Source organism: Oscillospiraceae bacterium (assembly GCA_035353335.1).
Classification (GTDB): domain Bacteria; phylum Bacillota; class Clostridia; order Oscillospirales; family JAKOTC01; genus DAOPZJ01.
Genome location: DAOPZJ010000003.1, coordinates 22,972 through 40,565, shown reverse-complemented (window position 1 = coordinate 40,565; position 17,594 = coordinate 22,972). Strand labels below are relative to the sequence as shown.

The 17,594-nt window shown below is 52.5% G+C and carries 13 protein-coding genes; 5 read left to right on the top strand and 8 right to left on the bottom strand.

The annotated features are described in order from the left end of the window. Nucleotides 1-7 precede the first annotated feature (7 nt). The 8 genes from PKH29_01335 to PKH29_01300 form a co-directional block, all read right to left on the bottom strand. Nucleotides 8-1,078: a Gfo/Idh/MocA family oxidoreductase gene (locus PKH29_01335; GenBank protein HNX13480.1), complete on the bottom strand. Its 1,071-nt coding sequence runs from the start codon at nucleotides 1,076-1,078 to the stop codon at nucleotides 8-10. A gap of 111 nt (nucleotides 1,079-1,189) precedes the next feature. Next, complete coding sequence (locus tag PKH29_01330) at nucleotides 1,190-2,233, bottom strand: uroporphyrinogen decarboxylase family protein (protein HNX13479.1); 1,044 nt, start codon at nucleotides 2,231-2,233, stop codon at nucleotides 1,190-1,192. A 29-nt stretch (nucleotides 2,234-2,262) separates the two neighbouring features. Then, a complete protein-coding gene (locus PKH29_01325; GenBank protein HNX13478.1) occupies nucleotides 2,263-3,747 on the bottom strand; it encodes a DUF1846 domain-containing protein in 1,485 nt (494 codons plus the stop codon). A 32-nt stretch (nucleotides 3,748-3,779) separates the two neighbouring features. Beyond that, entirely contained in the window at nucleotides 3,780-5,468 is a 1,689-nt protein-coding gene (locus PKH29_01320; protein HNX13477.1) for a hypothetical protein, read from the bottom strand. A gap of 21 nt (nucleotides 5,469-5,489) precedes the next feature. After that, entirely contained in the window at nucleotides 5,490-6,350 is an 861-nt protein-coding gene (folD, locus tag PKH29_01315) for a bifunctional methylenetetrahydrofolate dehydrogenase/methenyltetrahydrofolate cyclohydrolase FolD (GenBank protein HNX13476.1), read from the bottom strand. Nucleotides 6,351-6,370: 20 nt separating this feature from the next. Next, on the bottom strand, nucleotides 6,371-7,594 hold the full coding sequence (locus tag PKH29_01310; GenBank protein ID HNX13475.1) for a prolipoprotein diacylglyceryl transferase: 1,224 nt from the start codon (nucleotides 7,592-7,594) through the stop codon (nucleotides 6,371-6,373). Nucleotides 7,595-7,690: 96 nt separating this feature from the next. After that, entirely contained in the window at nucleotides 7,691-8,962 is a 1,272-nt protein-coding gene (locus tag PKH29_01305; protein HNX13474.1) for a pitrilysin family protein, read from the bottom strand. After that, nucleotides 8,959-10,218 carry an insulinase family protein gene (locus PKH29_01300; GenBank protein ID HNX13473.1) on the bottom strand — a complete coding sequence of 420 codons (1,260 nt, stop codon included), beginning with the start codon at nucleotides 10,216-10,218 and terminating at the stop codon, nucleotides 8,959-8,961. The genes PKH29_01305 and PKH29_01300 overlap by 4 nt, the downstream gene beginning before the upstream one ends. A gap of 270 nt (nucleotides 10,219-10,488) precedes the next feature. Here PKH29_01300 and spoIVB point away from each other — a divergent pair, with 270 nt between their 5' ends. The 5 genes from spoIVB to glgA all read left to right on the top strand — a co-directional run bounded on the left by spoIVB (nucleotide 10,489) and on the right by glgA (nucleotide 17,561). Continuing rightward, nucleotides 10,489-11,688, top strand: coding sequence for a SpoIVB peptidase (spoIVB, locus tag PKH29_01295; protein HNX13472.1), 1,200 nt, complete (start codon nucleotides 10,489-10,491; stop codon nucleotides 11,686-11,688). 71 nt (nucleotides 11,689-11,759) lie between these two features. Continuing rightward, a complete protein-coding gene (gene glgB / locus PKH29_01290; GenBank protein ID HNX13471.1) occupies nucleotides 11,760-13,643 on the top strand; it encodes a 1,4-alpha-glucan branching protein GlgB in 1,884 nt (627 codons plus the stop codon). Nucleotides 13,644-13,683: 40 nt separating this feature from the next. Next, nucleotides 13,684-14,901, top strand: a complete 1,218-nt coding sequence (locus PKH29_01285; protein ID HNX13470.1) for a glucose-1-phosphate adenylyltransferase — start codon at nucleotides 13,684-13,686, stop codon at nucleotides 14,899-14,901. Next, complete coding sequence (glgD, locus tag PKH29_01280; GenBank protein ID HNX13469.1) at nucleotides 14,898-16,016, top strand: glucose-1-phosphate adenylyltransferase subunit GlgD; 1,119 nt, start codon at nucleotides 14,898-14,900, stop codon at nucleotides 16,014-16,016. Before PKH29_01285 ends, glgD begins: the two co-directional genes overlap by 4 nt. A gap of 132 nt (nucleotides 16,017-16,148) precedes the next feature. Beyond that, entirely contained in the window at nucleotides 16,149-17,561 is a 1,413-nt protein-coding gene (gene glgA / locus PKH29_01275; GenBank protein ID HNX13468.1) for a glycogen synthase GlgA, read from the top strand. Nucleotides 17,562-17,594 lie beyond the last annotated feature (33 nt).

The following is a 17,594-nucleotide window of genomic DNA, read 5'->3' as shown; positions in this document are numbered from 1 at the left end:
GGAAATATTAAAACTTGACCGGGAACGGGTTTTGACGGTGGCACTCCCGAATGATTTTCAATTGTTGAATGGCCTGTTCGGGCTTGATCGGAAAGTCGGCGCCGTCGGTCAGTGCGGCGTAGACCAGATTATAATAACGCGAATTGATGGCGTTAAACAGATCTGCGTCTTCCGCAGGGACATCCCAGCTTTTTTCGATCCAGTCGAGGGTCTCGGCAGGGTAAGCGGGCATATTGTCCGCATCGACCATCGGGGTGATGACGAGTTCGTGCCCGGGTGCGGTCCTTGGGTCAAAATACTTCCAGTCGATGTGGCTCATCGTGCCCTTGAGTGAGCCGCAGGTTCCTTGTATCGAATAGGTGGCATCGGGGTAGGCAGAGCAGGAAGATATTTCGACTTCCACAAGCGGGTGTTCCGGAGCTTTGAGCAGAATTTTGACAAAGTCCTCGGCATCGCCGTAGCTGTTGGCGCGGTCCATATGGCAAAATACCTGCGGCATTCCGTCATAATTTAAAAACCGGAGCGCCTGATCAACCGGGTGAGGTCCGGTGTTATAAAGATTTCCCGCGACTTTGCGCTGTACCGTCTGCCAGTCCCATCGGCGGCTGAATCCGTCGAACGCCACGCGCACAAAGACAATGCGGCCGAGCACACCGCTGTCGGCAACCTCCTTGGCTTTGACGAAATAAGGCGCGTTGCGGCTCTGCTGATAAAAAGCGAAGAACTTGCTCCCGCTCTTTTCGGCTGTTTGAATCAGGTCTTCAACTTCCTCGGGCGTTTTTGCGGCCGGTTTTTCAGAGATGACCGACTTGCCCGCTGAAAGCAGTTCCTTGGTAATTGAATAATGGGTGTCGCTGTGTGTGGCGTTGACGTATAAGTCGATATCATTGCGTTTGAGCAGGTCGTGATAATCGGCGTAAACGTCACAGTTTACTTCGGCTTTGGCCCGTTCCCTGCGGTCGGCAAGCAAGTCGCAGGCAGCGACGATTTGGTAGCGGTTGTCGGTGAGCAGCTGTTTGATGTGAATGTTGCGGCCGCTGCGTCCGAGTCCGATGACGGCGACATTGATTTTGTCCATGAATAGACCTCCTGTTGTAGGAGCGGATATCATCCGCCCTTTGAAATTGAAGAAGATATCCGGTGGAGAAGTAGCGGTTATCTATGCGAGCGGATGATATCCGCCCCTGCATTATTTATAATAACGCGCCAGATTCGCTCCGTAGGTAATAAATTCGTCGTGCATGGCTTCGACGTTCTCGGGTGGGATTTGGATGGTTTTATAATCTCCGTAATCTTTTAAAATCAATCCGCCGCCTTTGGGGCAGAACAGATCGATCATTTCTCTCACGCTCCTGCGCGTGACTTCGGGGTCGGGAATCGGCAGAATTTTTTGAATATCGACCGGAGAAAACATCGTGACCTTTTTGCCGAACAAGTCGCTGACGCGTTTCATGCCCATCAAAGTCGGTGCGTCAAACTGCATGCAGTCCACGCCGATTTCGACGAGGTCGGGCAATATTTCCCAAATATAGCCGCAGGAGTGCATAATCGCATACATGCCGTGTTCGTGGATGCGGTCGAAAATCCGTTTGAGCGACGGCTTGAATACCTCGCGCCATAATGCCGGACTGATGAGAAGACGGTCTTGAGTACCCCAGTCCTCACAGGTAAAAATGGCATCGACGCCGAGTTCGCCGTAGTTGTCGATCATGCCGAGCAGTTCTTTCATGACCATCTCGTTGAGCGTCATGACATTTTCCCGCTCCAAGATCAGATCTTCGAGGAAATACTCCATCTTGCGGATATAGCGCATGATGGCAAACGGAAAACCGGGAATTCCGCCCATCGAAAATTTATCTTTGATAAATCCTTCTTTCGCATCGGCAAAACGCGCTTTATCGGAAACATGGGGAATCTGATAATCTTTCAACTGTTCCCAATCAGTGATTGCGCCGTAAAGCACTTCGCCGCAGCCGAAATCCCCCGGAAGGCGGCCCCATAAGGAGCCGTATTCGTCAAGACGAACCTCACCCCGAAAACTTTTTAAACCCGGATATTTCGAAAAATATTCCTCGGGCTTTTTCCAGCTGCCGTCGTATTGTTTATCGGGCAATACCGGAATCCAGCAGGTGTCGTCGTAGGTGTGGTTGCCGTTATTCCACAGGTTCAGCGCCACGCGTTCGGGCTTTTCAAAATTCAGCGTGGCCAGCATGATCTCACGGCTTGTCATCATATTGATCGCTACCTTTCAAGAGGTCGGTATCAGGTGTAATACAGGTTTTTATTGCGGTATACGGGTTCGCAGGTATGGTTGATGCCGAGTCCTCTCAAAACCCGTTCGTCATTTGCAGATACGATGAATGTGGAATGCGCTTCGCAGCCCCTTAATTCCGTGAGTTTTTTATAGGCATAATCAACCATCGGATTTGTCGCGGCGGAGATGGAGAGCGCGATTACAACCTCGTCAAGCGTCAGGGCAGAGGCCTTTTCACCGTAAATCTCGCGTTTCATTTTCTGCATCGGTTCCAAAACAAGCGGCGAAAGCAACAGCATATCGTCCGCAATTCCGGCCAGCTGTTTGACGGCATTTAAAATCATCGCGCAGGGGGAAGACATCAGCGGGGTGGTTTTCCCTGTGAGCAGGGTTCCGTCAGGCAGGCAGATCGCAGAGGCCATGTGGCCGCACGTGTCTTTCCGCTCGAGCGCGCAGGCGACGACGGGACGGTCCTCGACCCTCAGGTCGAGTTCTTTCATGATGAGTTCGTTTTTTTGGACGGCGGATTCATCGATGCGGCCCTGTTTGCAGTCGCAGCTGCTCTTGAAATAGCGGCGGATGACCTCCTGTTTGGCGGCTTCGCGGCAGACTTTGTCGTCGCTGATGCAAAATCCCGCCATGTTCACGCCCATGTCGGTCGGGGATTTATACAGATCCCGGCCCATGATGCGGTTTAAAATCGTTTTTACAATAGGGAAAATCTCGATATCCCGGTTATAGTTTACCGCAGTTTTGCCGTAGGCCTCCAAATGGAACGGGTCGATCATATTGACGTCGTTAAGGTCGGCGGTTGCGGCTTCATAAGCCAAATTGATGGGGTGTTTAAGCGGCAGGTTCCAGATCGGAAAGGTCTCGTATTTCGCATAACCCGCGCGGACATTGCAGCAGTGCTCATGATAAAGCTGGGACAGACATGTCGCCATTTTTCCGCTCCCGGGCCCGGGAGCGGTCACGACCACCAAAGGCATCGTTGTCTCGATATAGGGGTTTGCGCCGTAGCCGGAGTCGCTGACGACGAGATCCACATCGGTCGGATAACCCTGGATGGGACGGTGGATAACGGTGCGCTCTCCGCGCTGTTCGAGCTTATTGCGGAAGATATCCGCAGATGGCTGCCCGCAGTACTGTGCGATGACGACGGCAGTCACAGGCAACTCCAGCCGCCGCAGGTTGTCGATGAGACGCAAAACGTCCATATCATAGGTGATGCCGATGTCGGAGCGGGTTTTGGTCTTTTCGATGTCGCCCGCGTTGATGACGATGATGATCTCACAGCGGTCGCGCAGGCCTTGCAAAATCCGGATTTTACTGTCGATTTCGAATCCCGGAAGGACCCGCGACGCGTGATAGTCGTCGAAGAGCTTTCCGCCGAACTCCAGATAGAGTTTGTTGTCAAACTCCGAGATGCGCTTTAAAATCTGCTCGGTCTGAATTTTGATATAGGCATTGTTGTCGAAACCAAGTTCCCTCATTTTGTCCGTTCCTTTATTTTTTAATTATGTCTTTAGGGTCTCGAAGAAGCAGCGGGAGAGGCGGCGGAGGTTGCCGAAGAGGCAGCGGTTGAAGTTACGGATGATGATAAAGCGGATGACGCAGCTTTGGATGTACCGGAGGATGCGGAGGAAGCTGCTGTGGGAATATAGGTTTGAGCCGGGTAAACGCCGAGCGCGGCGTTGGCTTCGGTCAGAACCTTATCGCCGCCCAATGCTCCTACGGTTTGTTTATAAATGCTCAGCGCATTTTCAACCGTGGTATTCGGGTCTGTGACGGCCGATTTCAGCAATTGGACAAATGCCGTGCTGAACGCGTCCGCCTTTTCGGAATAAGTCGCCGATGTAATGCCGGTGAGAAGCGGATGGCGGAAATAGAAATCACCGTTCGCAAGTCCCTCGGTGATCATCGTGTAATAATGCTGGGAAGCTACCTGCGCGAGTTCTTTATCAGCCGCGGGAGTATCGGTATAAAACCGCAGATAGGTCTTGGCTTCGAACATGCCGGGCAGTGTTCCGCAGAGATTCGGGCGCGGGATCAGGGTGTATTTGCTGTCGGCGTAATCGAGGACCAAGCCGCTCTCGGTCTTGGTATAGCCCGTGATGCCGACGCTGCAGGCAAGCCAATTACTCTCGCTGCCCCACAGCATTTTGAGCAAATACCGGGTGGTCTCGAGCGGTTGGGCGCTGTTTGTGAGCAGGCAATATGCCCCTCCCTTGACGGTAATCGGAGTGCCTTTCCCATTAAGACCACCGGCGGATTCGGTATAGACCTGATAAGGCGTCTCCTTGGACAGCGTGGCTCCGAAATTCAATTTTGCGCCGCCGAGCGGATAATATGTACTTGCGGCGGTACCCTTGGTCATGACCTTGGCAAGTTCGTCATAGTTTGTCGTGAGAAAATCGCTGTTGATCGCGCCCATCCGGTACAGGTCGCGCAGGTAGGAAAGAGCGCTTTTTGCGCCGTCAGTCAGCATGGAGTCGACGATGCCGGAATAGGCCTCGTTGTACCCGATCGGACCGCCGTAGGAAAGCGGCGCGTCGAAAGCCGCAAAGATGTCCGCGAGTCCGGCAGCGTTGACGGAGTAAATCCCGGCCTCCTCATGCTCTGCGAGCAGAGCCAGCAGAGATTTCAAATCGTCGGTGTTCTCCGGGATGGCGCGATCGAGTTCTGCGAGCCATTCGGCGCGGTAACTGCGCACCCAGGGCAACACATATTCGCCGTCGGCGGGAATGCCCCAAACCGAGCCGTTGGCAGTCAGCGCGGCTTTAAAGTTTTCCGGCAGAGCTGCCCAGATTTCGCTGTCTTTGACATATTGGCCGAGCGGGACGACCACGCCCGCGTCGACCAGTTTCCACAGGTCGGAATAGTTGTCAACATAGACAAAGCCGCTGAGGGATTTATTTTTCGCTTTATCCACAATTGTTTCGATATAGGCGCTTTCACCCAGTGTGAGAGAACCGATGTTCAGAGCAGGGGCACTTTGACCGAGCGTCGTCAGCCATTCAGCTTTTTGCGTGCTGTCGGCGCCGTCGAAAAATTTCTGATTGGTGATGGTGATCGATGCGGGGTTATCTGCGACCGCTGGGATCGGTGCCGCAGGCATTGAAGCCGAGGAGGACGGGGAAATCGAAGGAGCCGCGCAGCCGGCAAGTATCAGAAGCGTTAAAAAAAGCGCAAAAACAACCCTTGTTTTTTTCATCTTCAAAGGCACCCTCTCTTTTTATTGTTTTTTCTGTTCCGAACGCATTTTGGCGGCGGAGATCGTGTTTTTCAAGAGCATCGCGATAGTCATCGGGCCGACGCCTCCGGGTACGGGCGTGATTGCATAAGCCTTTTTCTCGACATTTACAAAGTCTACGTCGCCGTGCAGTTTGCCGTTTTCGTCGCGGTTCATTCCGACGTCGATGACGACGCAGCCGTCTTTGACCATATCTGCGGTGACGAGATCGCGTTTGCCGGTGGCCACAATTAAAATATCGGCGCGGCGGCACTCGGCGGCGAGATCTTTGGTTTTGGAATGGCACACCGTCACCGTGCCGTTTTGCCAGAGCAGCATCATCGCCATCGGTCGGCCGACGATTCCGCTTCTTCCGACGACGACGCAATTCTTCCCTGAGACCGAGATGTTATATTCGAGCAGCATCCGCATGATGCCTGCAGGCGTACAGGGCAGAAAATACGGCCTGCCCGACATTAGCCGCCCGCAGCTGTCATAGGTCAGGCAATCGACATCTTTTTTCGGATCTACCGATTCCATCAACCTGACCGGGTCGAGGTGTTTCGGAAGCGGCTGCTGGATCAAAATGCCGTCGACCGTCGGGTCGGCGTTCAGTTCGGAGACGAGTTCCAAGATCCGGCTTTCGGAAGTGTTTTCGGGAAGCTCGAAAGATCGCGAAGCGATGCCGTTTTCTTCGCAGGCCTTCTTTTTGTTGCGCACATAAATTTGAGAGCCGGAGTCCTCGCCGACTAAAATTACTGTCAGGCAGGGGACAATCCCTCTTTCCCGCAGCAGAGCCGCATCTTCGGCTACTTCGTCTTTCACTTTTGCGGCAAGCGCTTTTCCGTCAATGAGAATCGCCATCGTTTTCCTCCGTTGATAGTTTATTTGCTGTCGGTTTCGCTTTTTTCGTCATTTCCGCCCGGGTCATCCGCCGTCCAGACCTGCCCCTTGCCCTCCGGGGTCTCGGGTTCGGGAGATGGTTGTCGGGATAAGGAATCGGCTTCGCCGAGAGTCGAATTACCGGTATCACCGGAGACTGTATCTGCCTCGCCGGGGCCTTCGGCGACGGTTTCATCAGGGGCGGCATCAACTTCATGCTTATAGACTTTTTGGACAAAAGTGTCGTTTTCAAAGCCGTTGTTTTTACGGGGATCAACGTAAAGTGAGATATGGTTCAGTTTGCCTTCTCTGACCTGCCAGCGGATGACCGTGATCAGGATGGCACAAACCAAAACCGCTATCACGGAAAACATTACGTTGATGCGCATATTCCAAAAAAGTGCGGCATCAATGCGTGTGTTTTCTGTGAAAGCGCGTACGAGCGAATAAAGGCCAAGTGACCAAAGGAATTTTTCTCCGATAAACAACATGTATTTCGAAATCAAATATACGATGAGGATGACCGCTATACAGCCCAAAATCTCATAGACCGGGGTAGGCGCGACCGGATTTCCGACAATCCACTTGACGTTCGGCCCGATGGCAGCGCCGCCGCGTGCAATATCGTTCAGGCGCATGACATCAACCCATTTTTCTATAACTGCGCTGTTGACGGCAAGCAAGGAATTGGTGTGCCTGCCGAAAGAGGTCTGATCGGTTATGTAGCCGAGAGAGTAAACCGCAATGGAAGCAGGAAGCGCGTAAACGATGCTGTCTAAATATTTCGGCAGCGGACTTTTCAGCATTTTACAGATGATTGCGAGTGCGATCAAACCGAAAATCAAACCGCCGAAAAGGTTCATGCCGCCGTAGGTTCCGTCAAAAAATGCGATCATCTTAAAGAAGGTATTGTAAAATCCGGAGTCGGGGTAGTTGCCCGATTCATAATACATCTGGTCCATTGCGGCGAGATTCGCCGGGATAATGAAGACAAGCCGTGCCCCGACGAGGGCAAAGAACACTGTTACCGCCGTGATGAACGCGGTTGGTTTTTTTTCGAGTTTTTGCTTTGAAACCGCCTTAAAATAGAGATAAAATCCGATCATGACCGCGATGACGGCAAAAATCAAGCTCCATTTAATATCGAAGGAGCCGAGAGTGAAAGCGACCGGATTCATATTGAAGGTGATTCCGAGATTCGGGAACGAATACCAGTATTCGGACATAAAAAGAACATCCTTTCTCATCAGACCGGTCTTGCGATGTGATGCCGTTCATGGTGAGGTATTGTATAGGAGCTTTGTGTGGGGAGGGTGCTGAATTTATTGCTTTTCAAAGCCGGTGACGGTTGAAAGCGCGAAACAGCCATTATCGATTTCATTGGCAAGCATTGATTCGAGGTCGGACTTTTTTAAGCCGAAATAGGCTTCGGCGTGCGCAAACGGCGCGACACCGGAGAAAAAGGCCTCGTTGGCGATTCGGCCCGCGCCGATGGGGGTATTGTAGCTGTTGAGTATCCGGCCGCAGAGCTTGGATTTGATACGCGAAAAGTCCTCGTCGGAGATGCCCTTTGAAAGGTCGGTAAAAGCGGCTTTGATCTTTTCGGCGACTGTCTCGGGGGCAGGGCTTTCACCCCCGAAAATCAGGCAGCAATGCCCGCGGCTGTCATCGAGGCCGCCGCCGAAATTGGAATTGATCAGACCGGAGTCATAAAGCTCCCGGTAGAGCGCCGAGCCCTCACCGATGGCGAGTTCGCAGAGCGACTCGCCTGCCGCGAAATAGACGGGTTCCTCTTTGGCGGTCGGTTTGCGCAGTTTATAGCCGCACTGAAACAACGGCATGACGACTTCGAGCTGCTGGTTGACAAAGTTTTTAACAAGTTCGGGCGGCTCGGGTTTTTCGTTTCTCACAATTTCAATCTCAGGCGCGTACGAGAGACGTTCGTCGCACAGGGAGAGCACTTTTTCACGCTCGAAATCACCCGCGACGACGAGAGCCATATTACGCAGCGAATAAAAAGACGAATAAATTTTATTGAGCAGAACAGGCGTTATTTTGGAAATGCTCTCGATGCTGCCGCCGATGTCGATTTTAACGGCGCTGTTATGATAGAGTGCGCCCAGGAAGTTGAAATAGACCCGCCAACCCGGCATGTCATCATACATCTTGATTTCCTGGCCGATTATTCCTTGTTCTTTGGCGATGGTCTGATCGGTGAAATAAGGGTGAGTGACGAAGTCGAGCAAGATCTTTAAAGCTTCGTAAAAATTTCGGGTCGTGGTGAAATAATAATTGGTTTTATCAAACGAAGTCGCGGCGTTGGCGCTCGCTCCGGTCTTCGCGAACAGCGTAAATGCGTCGCCCTGCTCACTCTCGAAGAGCTTGTGCTCCAAAAAATGCGCGACCCCGTCGACGATCTCGGTATAACTGTCATCGGTTTTTAATTTGAATCGGGTATCAATCGAACCGTATTTGGCGCAGAAACCCGCATAGTTACTCACTGCGCCCGGTTTTTGGCATAAAATCACCGTCAGGCCGCTATGGTGGCTGAGGATCTCGGTGGTCTCGTTTAATATTTTACTTTGGTAGATCATTCTGTCTTCTCCTTTTGGCCGGCCAGCAGATAGACCGTGTCAAGCCAACAGCTTTTTGCCGCGGCGATGACCTGATCCCGGGTCACGGCGTCGAACGAATCGGCGGCGCCGTTCGGGGAGCGCATCGTACCGGCCAGAATCTCGGACAGCCAATAAGCCGAGAGCTGCTGCAGGGACCCCTCGGTCGAGCGGTAGATATTTTGCAGATAGAGCTTCGCGCCCTCAATATCGGCATCTGTAAAATCGCCGTCTCCGATAGCTTTCAGTTGGGCATCGATGGATTCGCGGGCTTTTCGGACGTTTTCCTCGAGAACGCCGCTGTCTACCATCAGAAGCCCTAAGAATTTGTTATAGGAAGCAGAGCAGTAATAACACAAACTGAGTTTTTCGCGGACGTTGGAGAATAGTTTGGAAGTCGTCGAACCGCCGAACAGCGAGCGCATGACCTCGAACGCCCTCAAATCACCGGGCAAAATGTCGGTAGTGCGATAGCCCATGATCAGCTTGGCCTGCGTGATGTTCATGCGCTCCTCGACTTCGCCGTATTCCTCGCAGGGGTTGGGTTTTTGAACGGCGCCGAAAGAGACCGGTTCACGCTTACCGCCGAGGTATTTGACAAAGATCTTTTTGACTTCCTCCGCGCCGGCAGTGCCGATAAAGATGATCTCGACAACAGCTGTTTTGAGCATATTTTGCCAGGCTTTATAAAGGGTTTTGCCGTCGAGAGCGGTAAACTGGTCCAGTTCTCCGTATTTATCCAACCCATAGGGTTCGCCGTCGAACATGATTGCGGTGCAGCGTTTGACGGCCAGCGTGCGCTTGTCGTTTTGCTCAGCCAAAATCAAGCCGCAGACGTTCTGCTTTTCGGCTTCGGTATCTTTTTTTAAAAACGCGCCGCGGCTTGCGGGCGGATCGGTGATCAGTTCGCACAGGAGTTCGGCCGCCTCGGGAAGCAGGTCTTTTTTTGCGTATTCCGACTTGACCAACTCGAGATCGATCGACAGCACCTGCCGGTCGGCGACTTTTTGAACACGCGGATTCAGCTGCGCGCCGAAAAGATTTTCCAGTCGGCGTTTGGTAGCTGTAAAATCCTTTCCGCGGCACAAAATAAAAGGCAGTACCGCGTTTGGTGCGGCGGTTGCCTTTGAGAGCGGGAGAACGAAATTGACGGAAATACGGACCGTCTTGAAAAAATTATTATCAATCGCGGTAAACGAGACCGCATCGGCGATCTGTTCCGGTTTTATCTCTGGCATGAAGGCAGACATCCTTTCTCATCGGATTGAAATTCATTGCAAACGTGTGATTTTTCAAATTTTTTTCAACCCGAAATCCAAAAAGTTACCGTAAGCGTTATTATACCACGGCAGCATTCAAAAATCTATAAAAGGGATGAAATTTATCAAATATTTTCACTTATATTCCGAAGGGCGCAGCCGAGAATAGGAGTGCGGGCGCAAGGCGAAACGGCCGCAATAAAGGGATGGAAGGATGTCCCCGGGATTTATTAGGGGACAATTTTTAATATGAAAAATTCGAACGCGAAAAAAATTATTCGGAAATTAGCGGGTGCGGCCGGATTGGCGGTGTTTGCGTTGATTTGCGTAATTTGCTATTGCACGGGGTCATATCCCGATGTGTTCTATATAACTGCAGGCGGCTCGCCGTTTTCTGACGGGCGGCTCGCGCTCAAAACCGACACTGCGGTGACTGCATTGGCAGCCGGTTCGGGTTACAAAGCGGAATTGATGTTCGGAATTGTGCCGGTTAAATCAGTCGATGTGCGCATCGTCGATGACGACGCCGTGGTCGCGGTAGGGGATGCGTTCGGGATCCGCCTTAAAACCGAGGGCGTCGTCGTGGTCAGCGTCGGTGAAAACGGAGCTGAAACCCCTGCTTCCAAATCAGGGCTTTTGCCCGGAGATTCCATATTGGAGATAGACAGCAAAAAGCCGGCTGACGCAAAAGAACTTGCACGTATCATCGAAAACTGCAGCGGTAAAAAACTGCGGCTGAAAGTGCTGCGCGACGGAAAAACGCTGGAGATGACACTTGTTCCGGAAAAAGCGGAGGACGGCAAATACCGGTCGGGCATGTGGGTGCGTGACAGCGGCGCAGGGATCGGCACGATGACTTTTTACCGCCCTGCGGACGGCATTTACGCGGGACTCGGCCATGCCATCAGCGATTTTGAAAGCGGAAAAGTGCTGCCGATCTCGGGCGGCGAGATCGCCTCAGCCAAAATTACCGGCATCGTAAAGGGGGAAGCGGGCACACCCGGCGAACTCGTCGGCACCATTTTAAACGACACCATCGGCTCTTTGGAGAAAAACAGCAGTTACGGTGTCTACGGCAAGCTCTACGACCGACCTGACGGCGAAGCGGTCAAGGTCGCGATGCGGCAGGAGATTGAAACGGGCAGAGCGACGATCATCACTGCGGTTGACGAAAAGGGACCGCAGCAGTTTGAAATCAACATTATAAAAATCGACATGGGTGAGAAAGCGGAGGGCCGCAATCTGATCATCGAGGTCACCGATCCAAAACTGCTCGAATTGACCGGCGGCATCGTACAGGGCATGAGCGGCAGCCCGATTTTGCAAAACGGCAAGCTGATCGGCGCGGTAACGCATGTGTTCGTCAATAACCCGACGCGCGGTTACGGCCTGTTCGCGGATACAATGCTTGCCGAGACCGAGGCGCTCGCAAAACGCCCGGCGGCTTAGCCGCTCTTGCAAAATACCATTTTAAATGGTATATTGGAATAAATTGCAGAGATAGGAAGGAGCGGACGGCGATGGGAAACGGGAAAGCGGAACTGACAGCGCGTTTGACCGATTTTCATGCCGGCTGCGAATTTCGGGCATATGAGTTCTTGGGAGCGCACCTATCGAACGACAGTGCGGTCTTTCGTGTCTGGGTTCCCAATGCCTCAGCCGTATCGGTCTGCGGTGATTTTAATAACTGGTCTCCCGACGCCGACAAAATGGAGAAAATAAGCGACGGCGTATGGGAGCGCTACATAAACGGCGTTCAAAAATTCGATTGTTATAAATACCGGATCACCTCTCAAAGCGGCAATGCCGTGCTCAAGGCCGATCCGTATGCGTTCCATTCCCAGACTCGCCCGGGCACAGCTTCTAAATTTTATCCGCTCGACAATACCTACCAATGGAGCGATTCGGTCTGGATGAAGCGGCGTGAAAATCATAAGAAGCGGAATATTTTTACCTCTCCGTTGAATATCTATGAGGTGCACGCGGGGTCTTGGCGCCAATACTCCGACGGCAGCCACTTCTCCTACAAAAAACTCGCTGACGAACTGATTCCATATGTCAAAAAAATGGGGTATACCCATATCGAATTCATGCCGCTGGCTGAATATCCCCTTGACATGTCCTGGGGGTATCAGACCACCGGTTATTTTTCGCCCTCCTCACGCTACGGAGAGCCGCCCGAACTGATGGAATTCGTCGACCGCTGCCACAAAGCCGGCGTCGGTGTGATCATGGACTGGGTCGGCGCTCACTTTCCGAAAGACGATTACGGCCTTTATCAATTCGACGGGGATTTCTGCTATGAATATGCCGATCCCCGCAAACGCGAGAGCCCCGAATGGGGGACGCATTATTTTGACTACGGGCGGAATGAAGTCATCAGCTTTTTGGTGTCGAGCGTCGATTACTGGATCAACCTCTACCATTTCGACGGGATCCGGGTCGACGCTGTCAGCGCAATGCTGTATCTTGATTACGGGCGTAAGGACTGGATGCCGAACATCTTCGGCGGCAGAGAAAACCTCGAGGCAATGGCGCTTTTGCGCGCGATGAACGGGTACGTTCTCGGGACTTATCCGGGCACGATGATGATTGCCGAAGAGTCCACGAGTTTTCCGAAAGTCAGCCACGACATTGCCGACGGCGGACTCGGGTTCTCGTTCAAATGGAATATGGGCTGGATGAACGACACGCTGTCTTATATGGAGACCGACCCGTACTTCCGCTCGGGCAGCCACAACAAACTGACTTTTTCAATGATGTACGCGTTTTCCGAGCGATTCATTCTGCCGGTTTCGCACGACGAAGTGGTGCACGGCAAGAAGTCGCTGCTTGACAAGATGCCCGGCGACTATCTCCAGAAATTCGCGAATATCCGGTTATTTATGGCCTATATGATGGCGCATCCGGGTAAAAAGCTGATGTTCATGGGCTGCGAATACGGACCGTTTCGCGAGTGGGACTATGCCTCAGAATTAGAATGGTTCATGCTCGATTTTGAGTCGCACAAGAAACTGCACGGTTATAAAGCCGCGCTCGACGAGTTCTATCTGAGCCGTTCGGCGCTCTGGAGAGACGACTGCGGCTGGGAGGGTTTTCAATGGATCGCGGCCGACGACAGCCAAAATAATGTAATCTCGTTTATACGAAAAGACAAGGAAAAACAGTTGGTATGCGTCTTTAATTTTGCTGGTGTTGCGCATGAGGACTACCGAATCGGTGTCCCGAAGGCGGATTATTACCGCGAGGTACTGAATACCGATGACGAGCGGTTTTTCGGTTCGGGCAGGCAAAACGGCATCGTTAAAGCCGACAGTACTCCGATGCACGGCTTCGGGAATTCCGTTTCGCTGCAGCTTCCGCCGCTTTCTGCGTTGTTTTTCGAACCGGGAGAAACGGACTGAATTATATAGCGTTTTAAAGCCAAACGAAAGGAAGATTTGGATGGGTAAAAAGGACTGGATTGCAATGCTTCTCGCCGGCGGCCAGGGAAGCCGTTTGCAGGTTTTGACCCGGGATATGGCAAAGCCCGCGGTCGGATTCGGGGGAAAATACCGCATTATCGATTTTACCCTTTCTAACTGCGTCAACTCGGGCATTGATACGGTCGGCGTCCTGACGCAGTATCAACCGCTTGAACTCAACCGCTACATCGGAAACGGGCTGCCCTGGGACCTCGACCGATTGAACGGCGGCGTCCATATTCTTCCGCCGTACCAGCGCAGCAGAGGCAGCGAGTGGTACAAAGGCACGGCGAACGCCATTTATCAGAATCTTGCGTTTATTGAAGAGTATCAGCCCGAAAATGTCGTGATCTTATCGGGTGACCACATCTATAAAATGGACTATTTCGGGATGCTCGCAGAACATATGAAAAACGCCGCCGCCTGCACGATCGCGGTGCTTGAGGTGCCGATCGACGAAGCAAGCCGATTTGGCATCATGAACACCGAACCGGACGGCAAAATTTATGAATTCGAAGAAAAACCCAAAAACCCCAAGTCCAATAAAGCCAGCATGGGCGTCTATATTTTTAATTTCGAAAAGCTGAAAAGATACCTTATTGAAGACGAGGCCGATTCGAAGAGCAGCAACGATTTCGGTAAGGACATCATCCCGAAAATGCTCGCTGCGAAAGAACGCATGTTCGCCTATCCGTTCATCGGTTACTGGAAGGATGTCGGTACAATCGACAGCTTGTGGGAGGCCAATATGGATCTGCTGAATCCGGCAAGGCCTATTGACTTATCCGACCCGTCGTGGAAAATTTATTTCCGAAACCCCGTAAAGCCGCCGCACTATATCTCGACCGGCAGCGCGGTACAAAATTCACTCGTCAGCGAGGGCTGTGAAATTTCGGGCGACCTCGACTTTTCGGTCGTGTTTTCCGGCGTGACCATCGAGGACGGCGCGCAGGTTTACGACAGCATTGTGATGAGCGGTGCGAAAATAAAAACGGGCGCTCGGGTGCAGTATGCAATTATAGGCGAAAACGCTGTGATCGGCGAGGCCAGCGTCGTCGGCCAGAGGCCGGAATGCACTGAGTGCCGCGAAACCTGGGGTATTTCGGTTGTCGGGCCGGGAATTAAAATCGGAAGCGGATGCACGGTTGCGCCGAAGGTTATCGTCGACAGCGATATGAAGGACGGTGAATCCAAATGAGTGCGAACATCGGCGGCATCATTTTTTCCAATATGCACGAAAAGAACGTCGGCGAACTGACCGCTATGCGAAGCTGCGGCTCAATTCCGTTCGGAGGCAGATACCGGCTGATCGATTTCCCTCTCTCCAGTATGGTCAACGCAGATATCACCGCCGTCGGCGTGATCACCAAAAGCAATTATAAATCGCTGATGGACCACCTGCGCAGCGGCCGCGACTGGGACCTTTCGCGCAAACGCAGCGGGCTTGTTATCATCCCGCCTTACGCGCTCGCGAGTTCCGGTATGTACCGCGGCAGGGTCGAGGCCATGATTTCCGCCCGCGATTTTATTCTTCATGCGCCGGTGGATTGGTTTGTGCTGAGCGACTGCAATTTTGTCTTCAATGTGGATATTCGCAGGCTGGCGGAAAAACATATGGAGAGCGGCGCGGACATTACCTGCTGCTGCCGGAAGATGTACCTTTCCGGTGATGGATTGTTTGATACGGTGACCTATGATCTTGATAAAAACGGCGGGATTACGGGCATCAGGCTCGATCCCAACACAGAGGGCGAATATAACTGCGGACTCAACGTGATGTTTATGAGCAAGAAATTTTTGATTTGGCTGATCGACAAAACGCAGGGGCGCGGCATCTCACACTTTGAGCGCGAAATTTTACAGCAAAAAGTGATCGGCGAGATCAAACTTCACGCTTATGAAGTTCCGGGAACCGCGCTGCGCATCGGCTCCATGAGGGAATTTTACGACGCGAATATGGCGCTCTTAAAAAAGCAGGTGCGCGATGAACTGTTCAACAATCAACCCGTCTACACCAAAGTGCGTGACGAGATGCCCGCGAGTTACGGGCTCGCCGCCGAGGTTTCGAACACGATGGTCGCCGACGGCTGCCGGATCGAGGGCTCGGTCAGTGATTCGATTCTGTTCCGGGGTGTCACGGTCGGCAAAAACGCGAAAGTTAAGGACTGTATTCTGATGCAGGGCTGTACAGTCGGAGACGGCGCGGATATCACGGGCATCATCACCGATAAAAACGCTTTTATCACCGACGGGCGCGTTTTGGTCGGATGCGCGGAGAATCCGCTGTTTGTGCCGAAGAACGGAGTTGTGTGACGGTGCGTTGTAGGGGTCGGCATCCTTGACGACCCGGCGGGCAACCGTCCCCAAGTTCGCATATTAACGGGGCGTCAGGGATGCCGACCCCTACACGATGATAAACCGATCCATGTGCGAAAGGAGTGCATCATGAATATACTTTATGCCGCTTCGGAGGTCGCTCCGTTTTCCCAGTCGGGCGGACTCGGAGATGTGGCCGGCTCACTGCCGAAAGAACTTGTGAAATTGGGTGAGAGCGTCTCGGTCGTTTCACCGTTATACGGCATGATCGGACAGGCCTGGCGGGATCAGATGACCTTTTTAATGAACTTCAACGTCAAGCTCGCCTGGCGCAGCCAATACTGCGGGATCTTTTTACTGCAAAAAGACGGAGTCGATTATTACTTTATCGACAATGAATATTATTTTAAGCGGGACAGGCCCTATGGCTACGACGATGACGGCGAGCGGTTCGCGTTTTTTTCCAAAGCCGTGATCTGTATGCTGCTGAACCTCGAACTTCGGGTACAGGTGATACACGTCAACGACTGGCATACCGCTCTGATCCCGGTCTACATCAACGCTATGTACCGGGATACTCCGCTGTTTGACCGGGTGCGTATTGTGTTCACAATCCATAACATCAATTATCAGGGGTTATGCAACCCCTATCACCTCGGCGATTTGTTAGGAATGGACGAGCGCATGCTGCCGATTCTCGAATTCAACGGGCAGTTAAACTTTATGAAGGGCGGCATCGTCTGCTGCAGCGCGCTGACCACGGTCAGCCCGACTTATGCGGAGGAGATTCAGACACCGCAATTTGCTTACGGACTCGATAATATCATGCGCAGCAATGCGGGCAAACTATTCGGCATCGTCAACGGCATCGACTATGAATTTTATGACCCCGAGACCGACGCTGAAATCAAATCCAACTTCACCGCCGAAAATCTGCGCGGGAAAACTTATGACAAGGCCGCGCTTGAAATCGAATTCGGCCTTGAAGAGAAACCTGAGACCCCGATTATAGCAATGGTCACACGGCTCGTGGGACTCAAGGGGCTTGATGTGGTCTGCGAGGTCTTCGAGCGGATGATGGAACGGGACGTCCGCTTTGTGCTGCTCGGGTCGGGCGAACAGAGCTACACCGATTTCTTTGAGCGGATGCGCGTCAAATATCCGGGCAGAGTCGGGGTATACTTCGGGTTCAACGGGTCGCTTGCAAGAAAAATCTACGCAGGTTCAGATCTGTTTTTAATGCCGTCGGCAACCGAGCCGTGCGGGCTCTCACAGATGATCGCGATGCGGTATGCATGCGTGCCGATTGTCAACCCGGTCGGCGGACTGAAAGACACCGTCACCGACTGCCGCCTCGGCAGCGGAAACGGTTTTGTGATGGGCCGGTACCACGGAGACGAGTTGCTGAATACGCTCGATGACGCGCTGAAGCTCTACGCCGATAAAAAGAACTGGAATCAGCTGCGCAAATACACCGCGTCCTGCGACAACTCATGGGGGAAGTCGGCAAAGCAATATCAGGAACTTTATAAACGGATTTAAATATACTCACGAGAGATAAGATTACGTATAAAG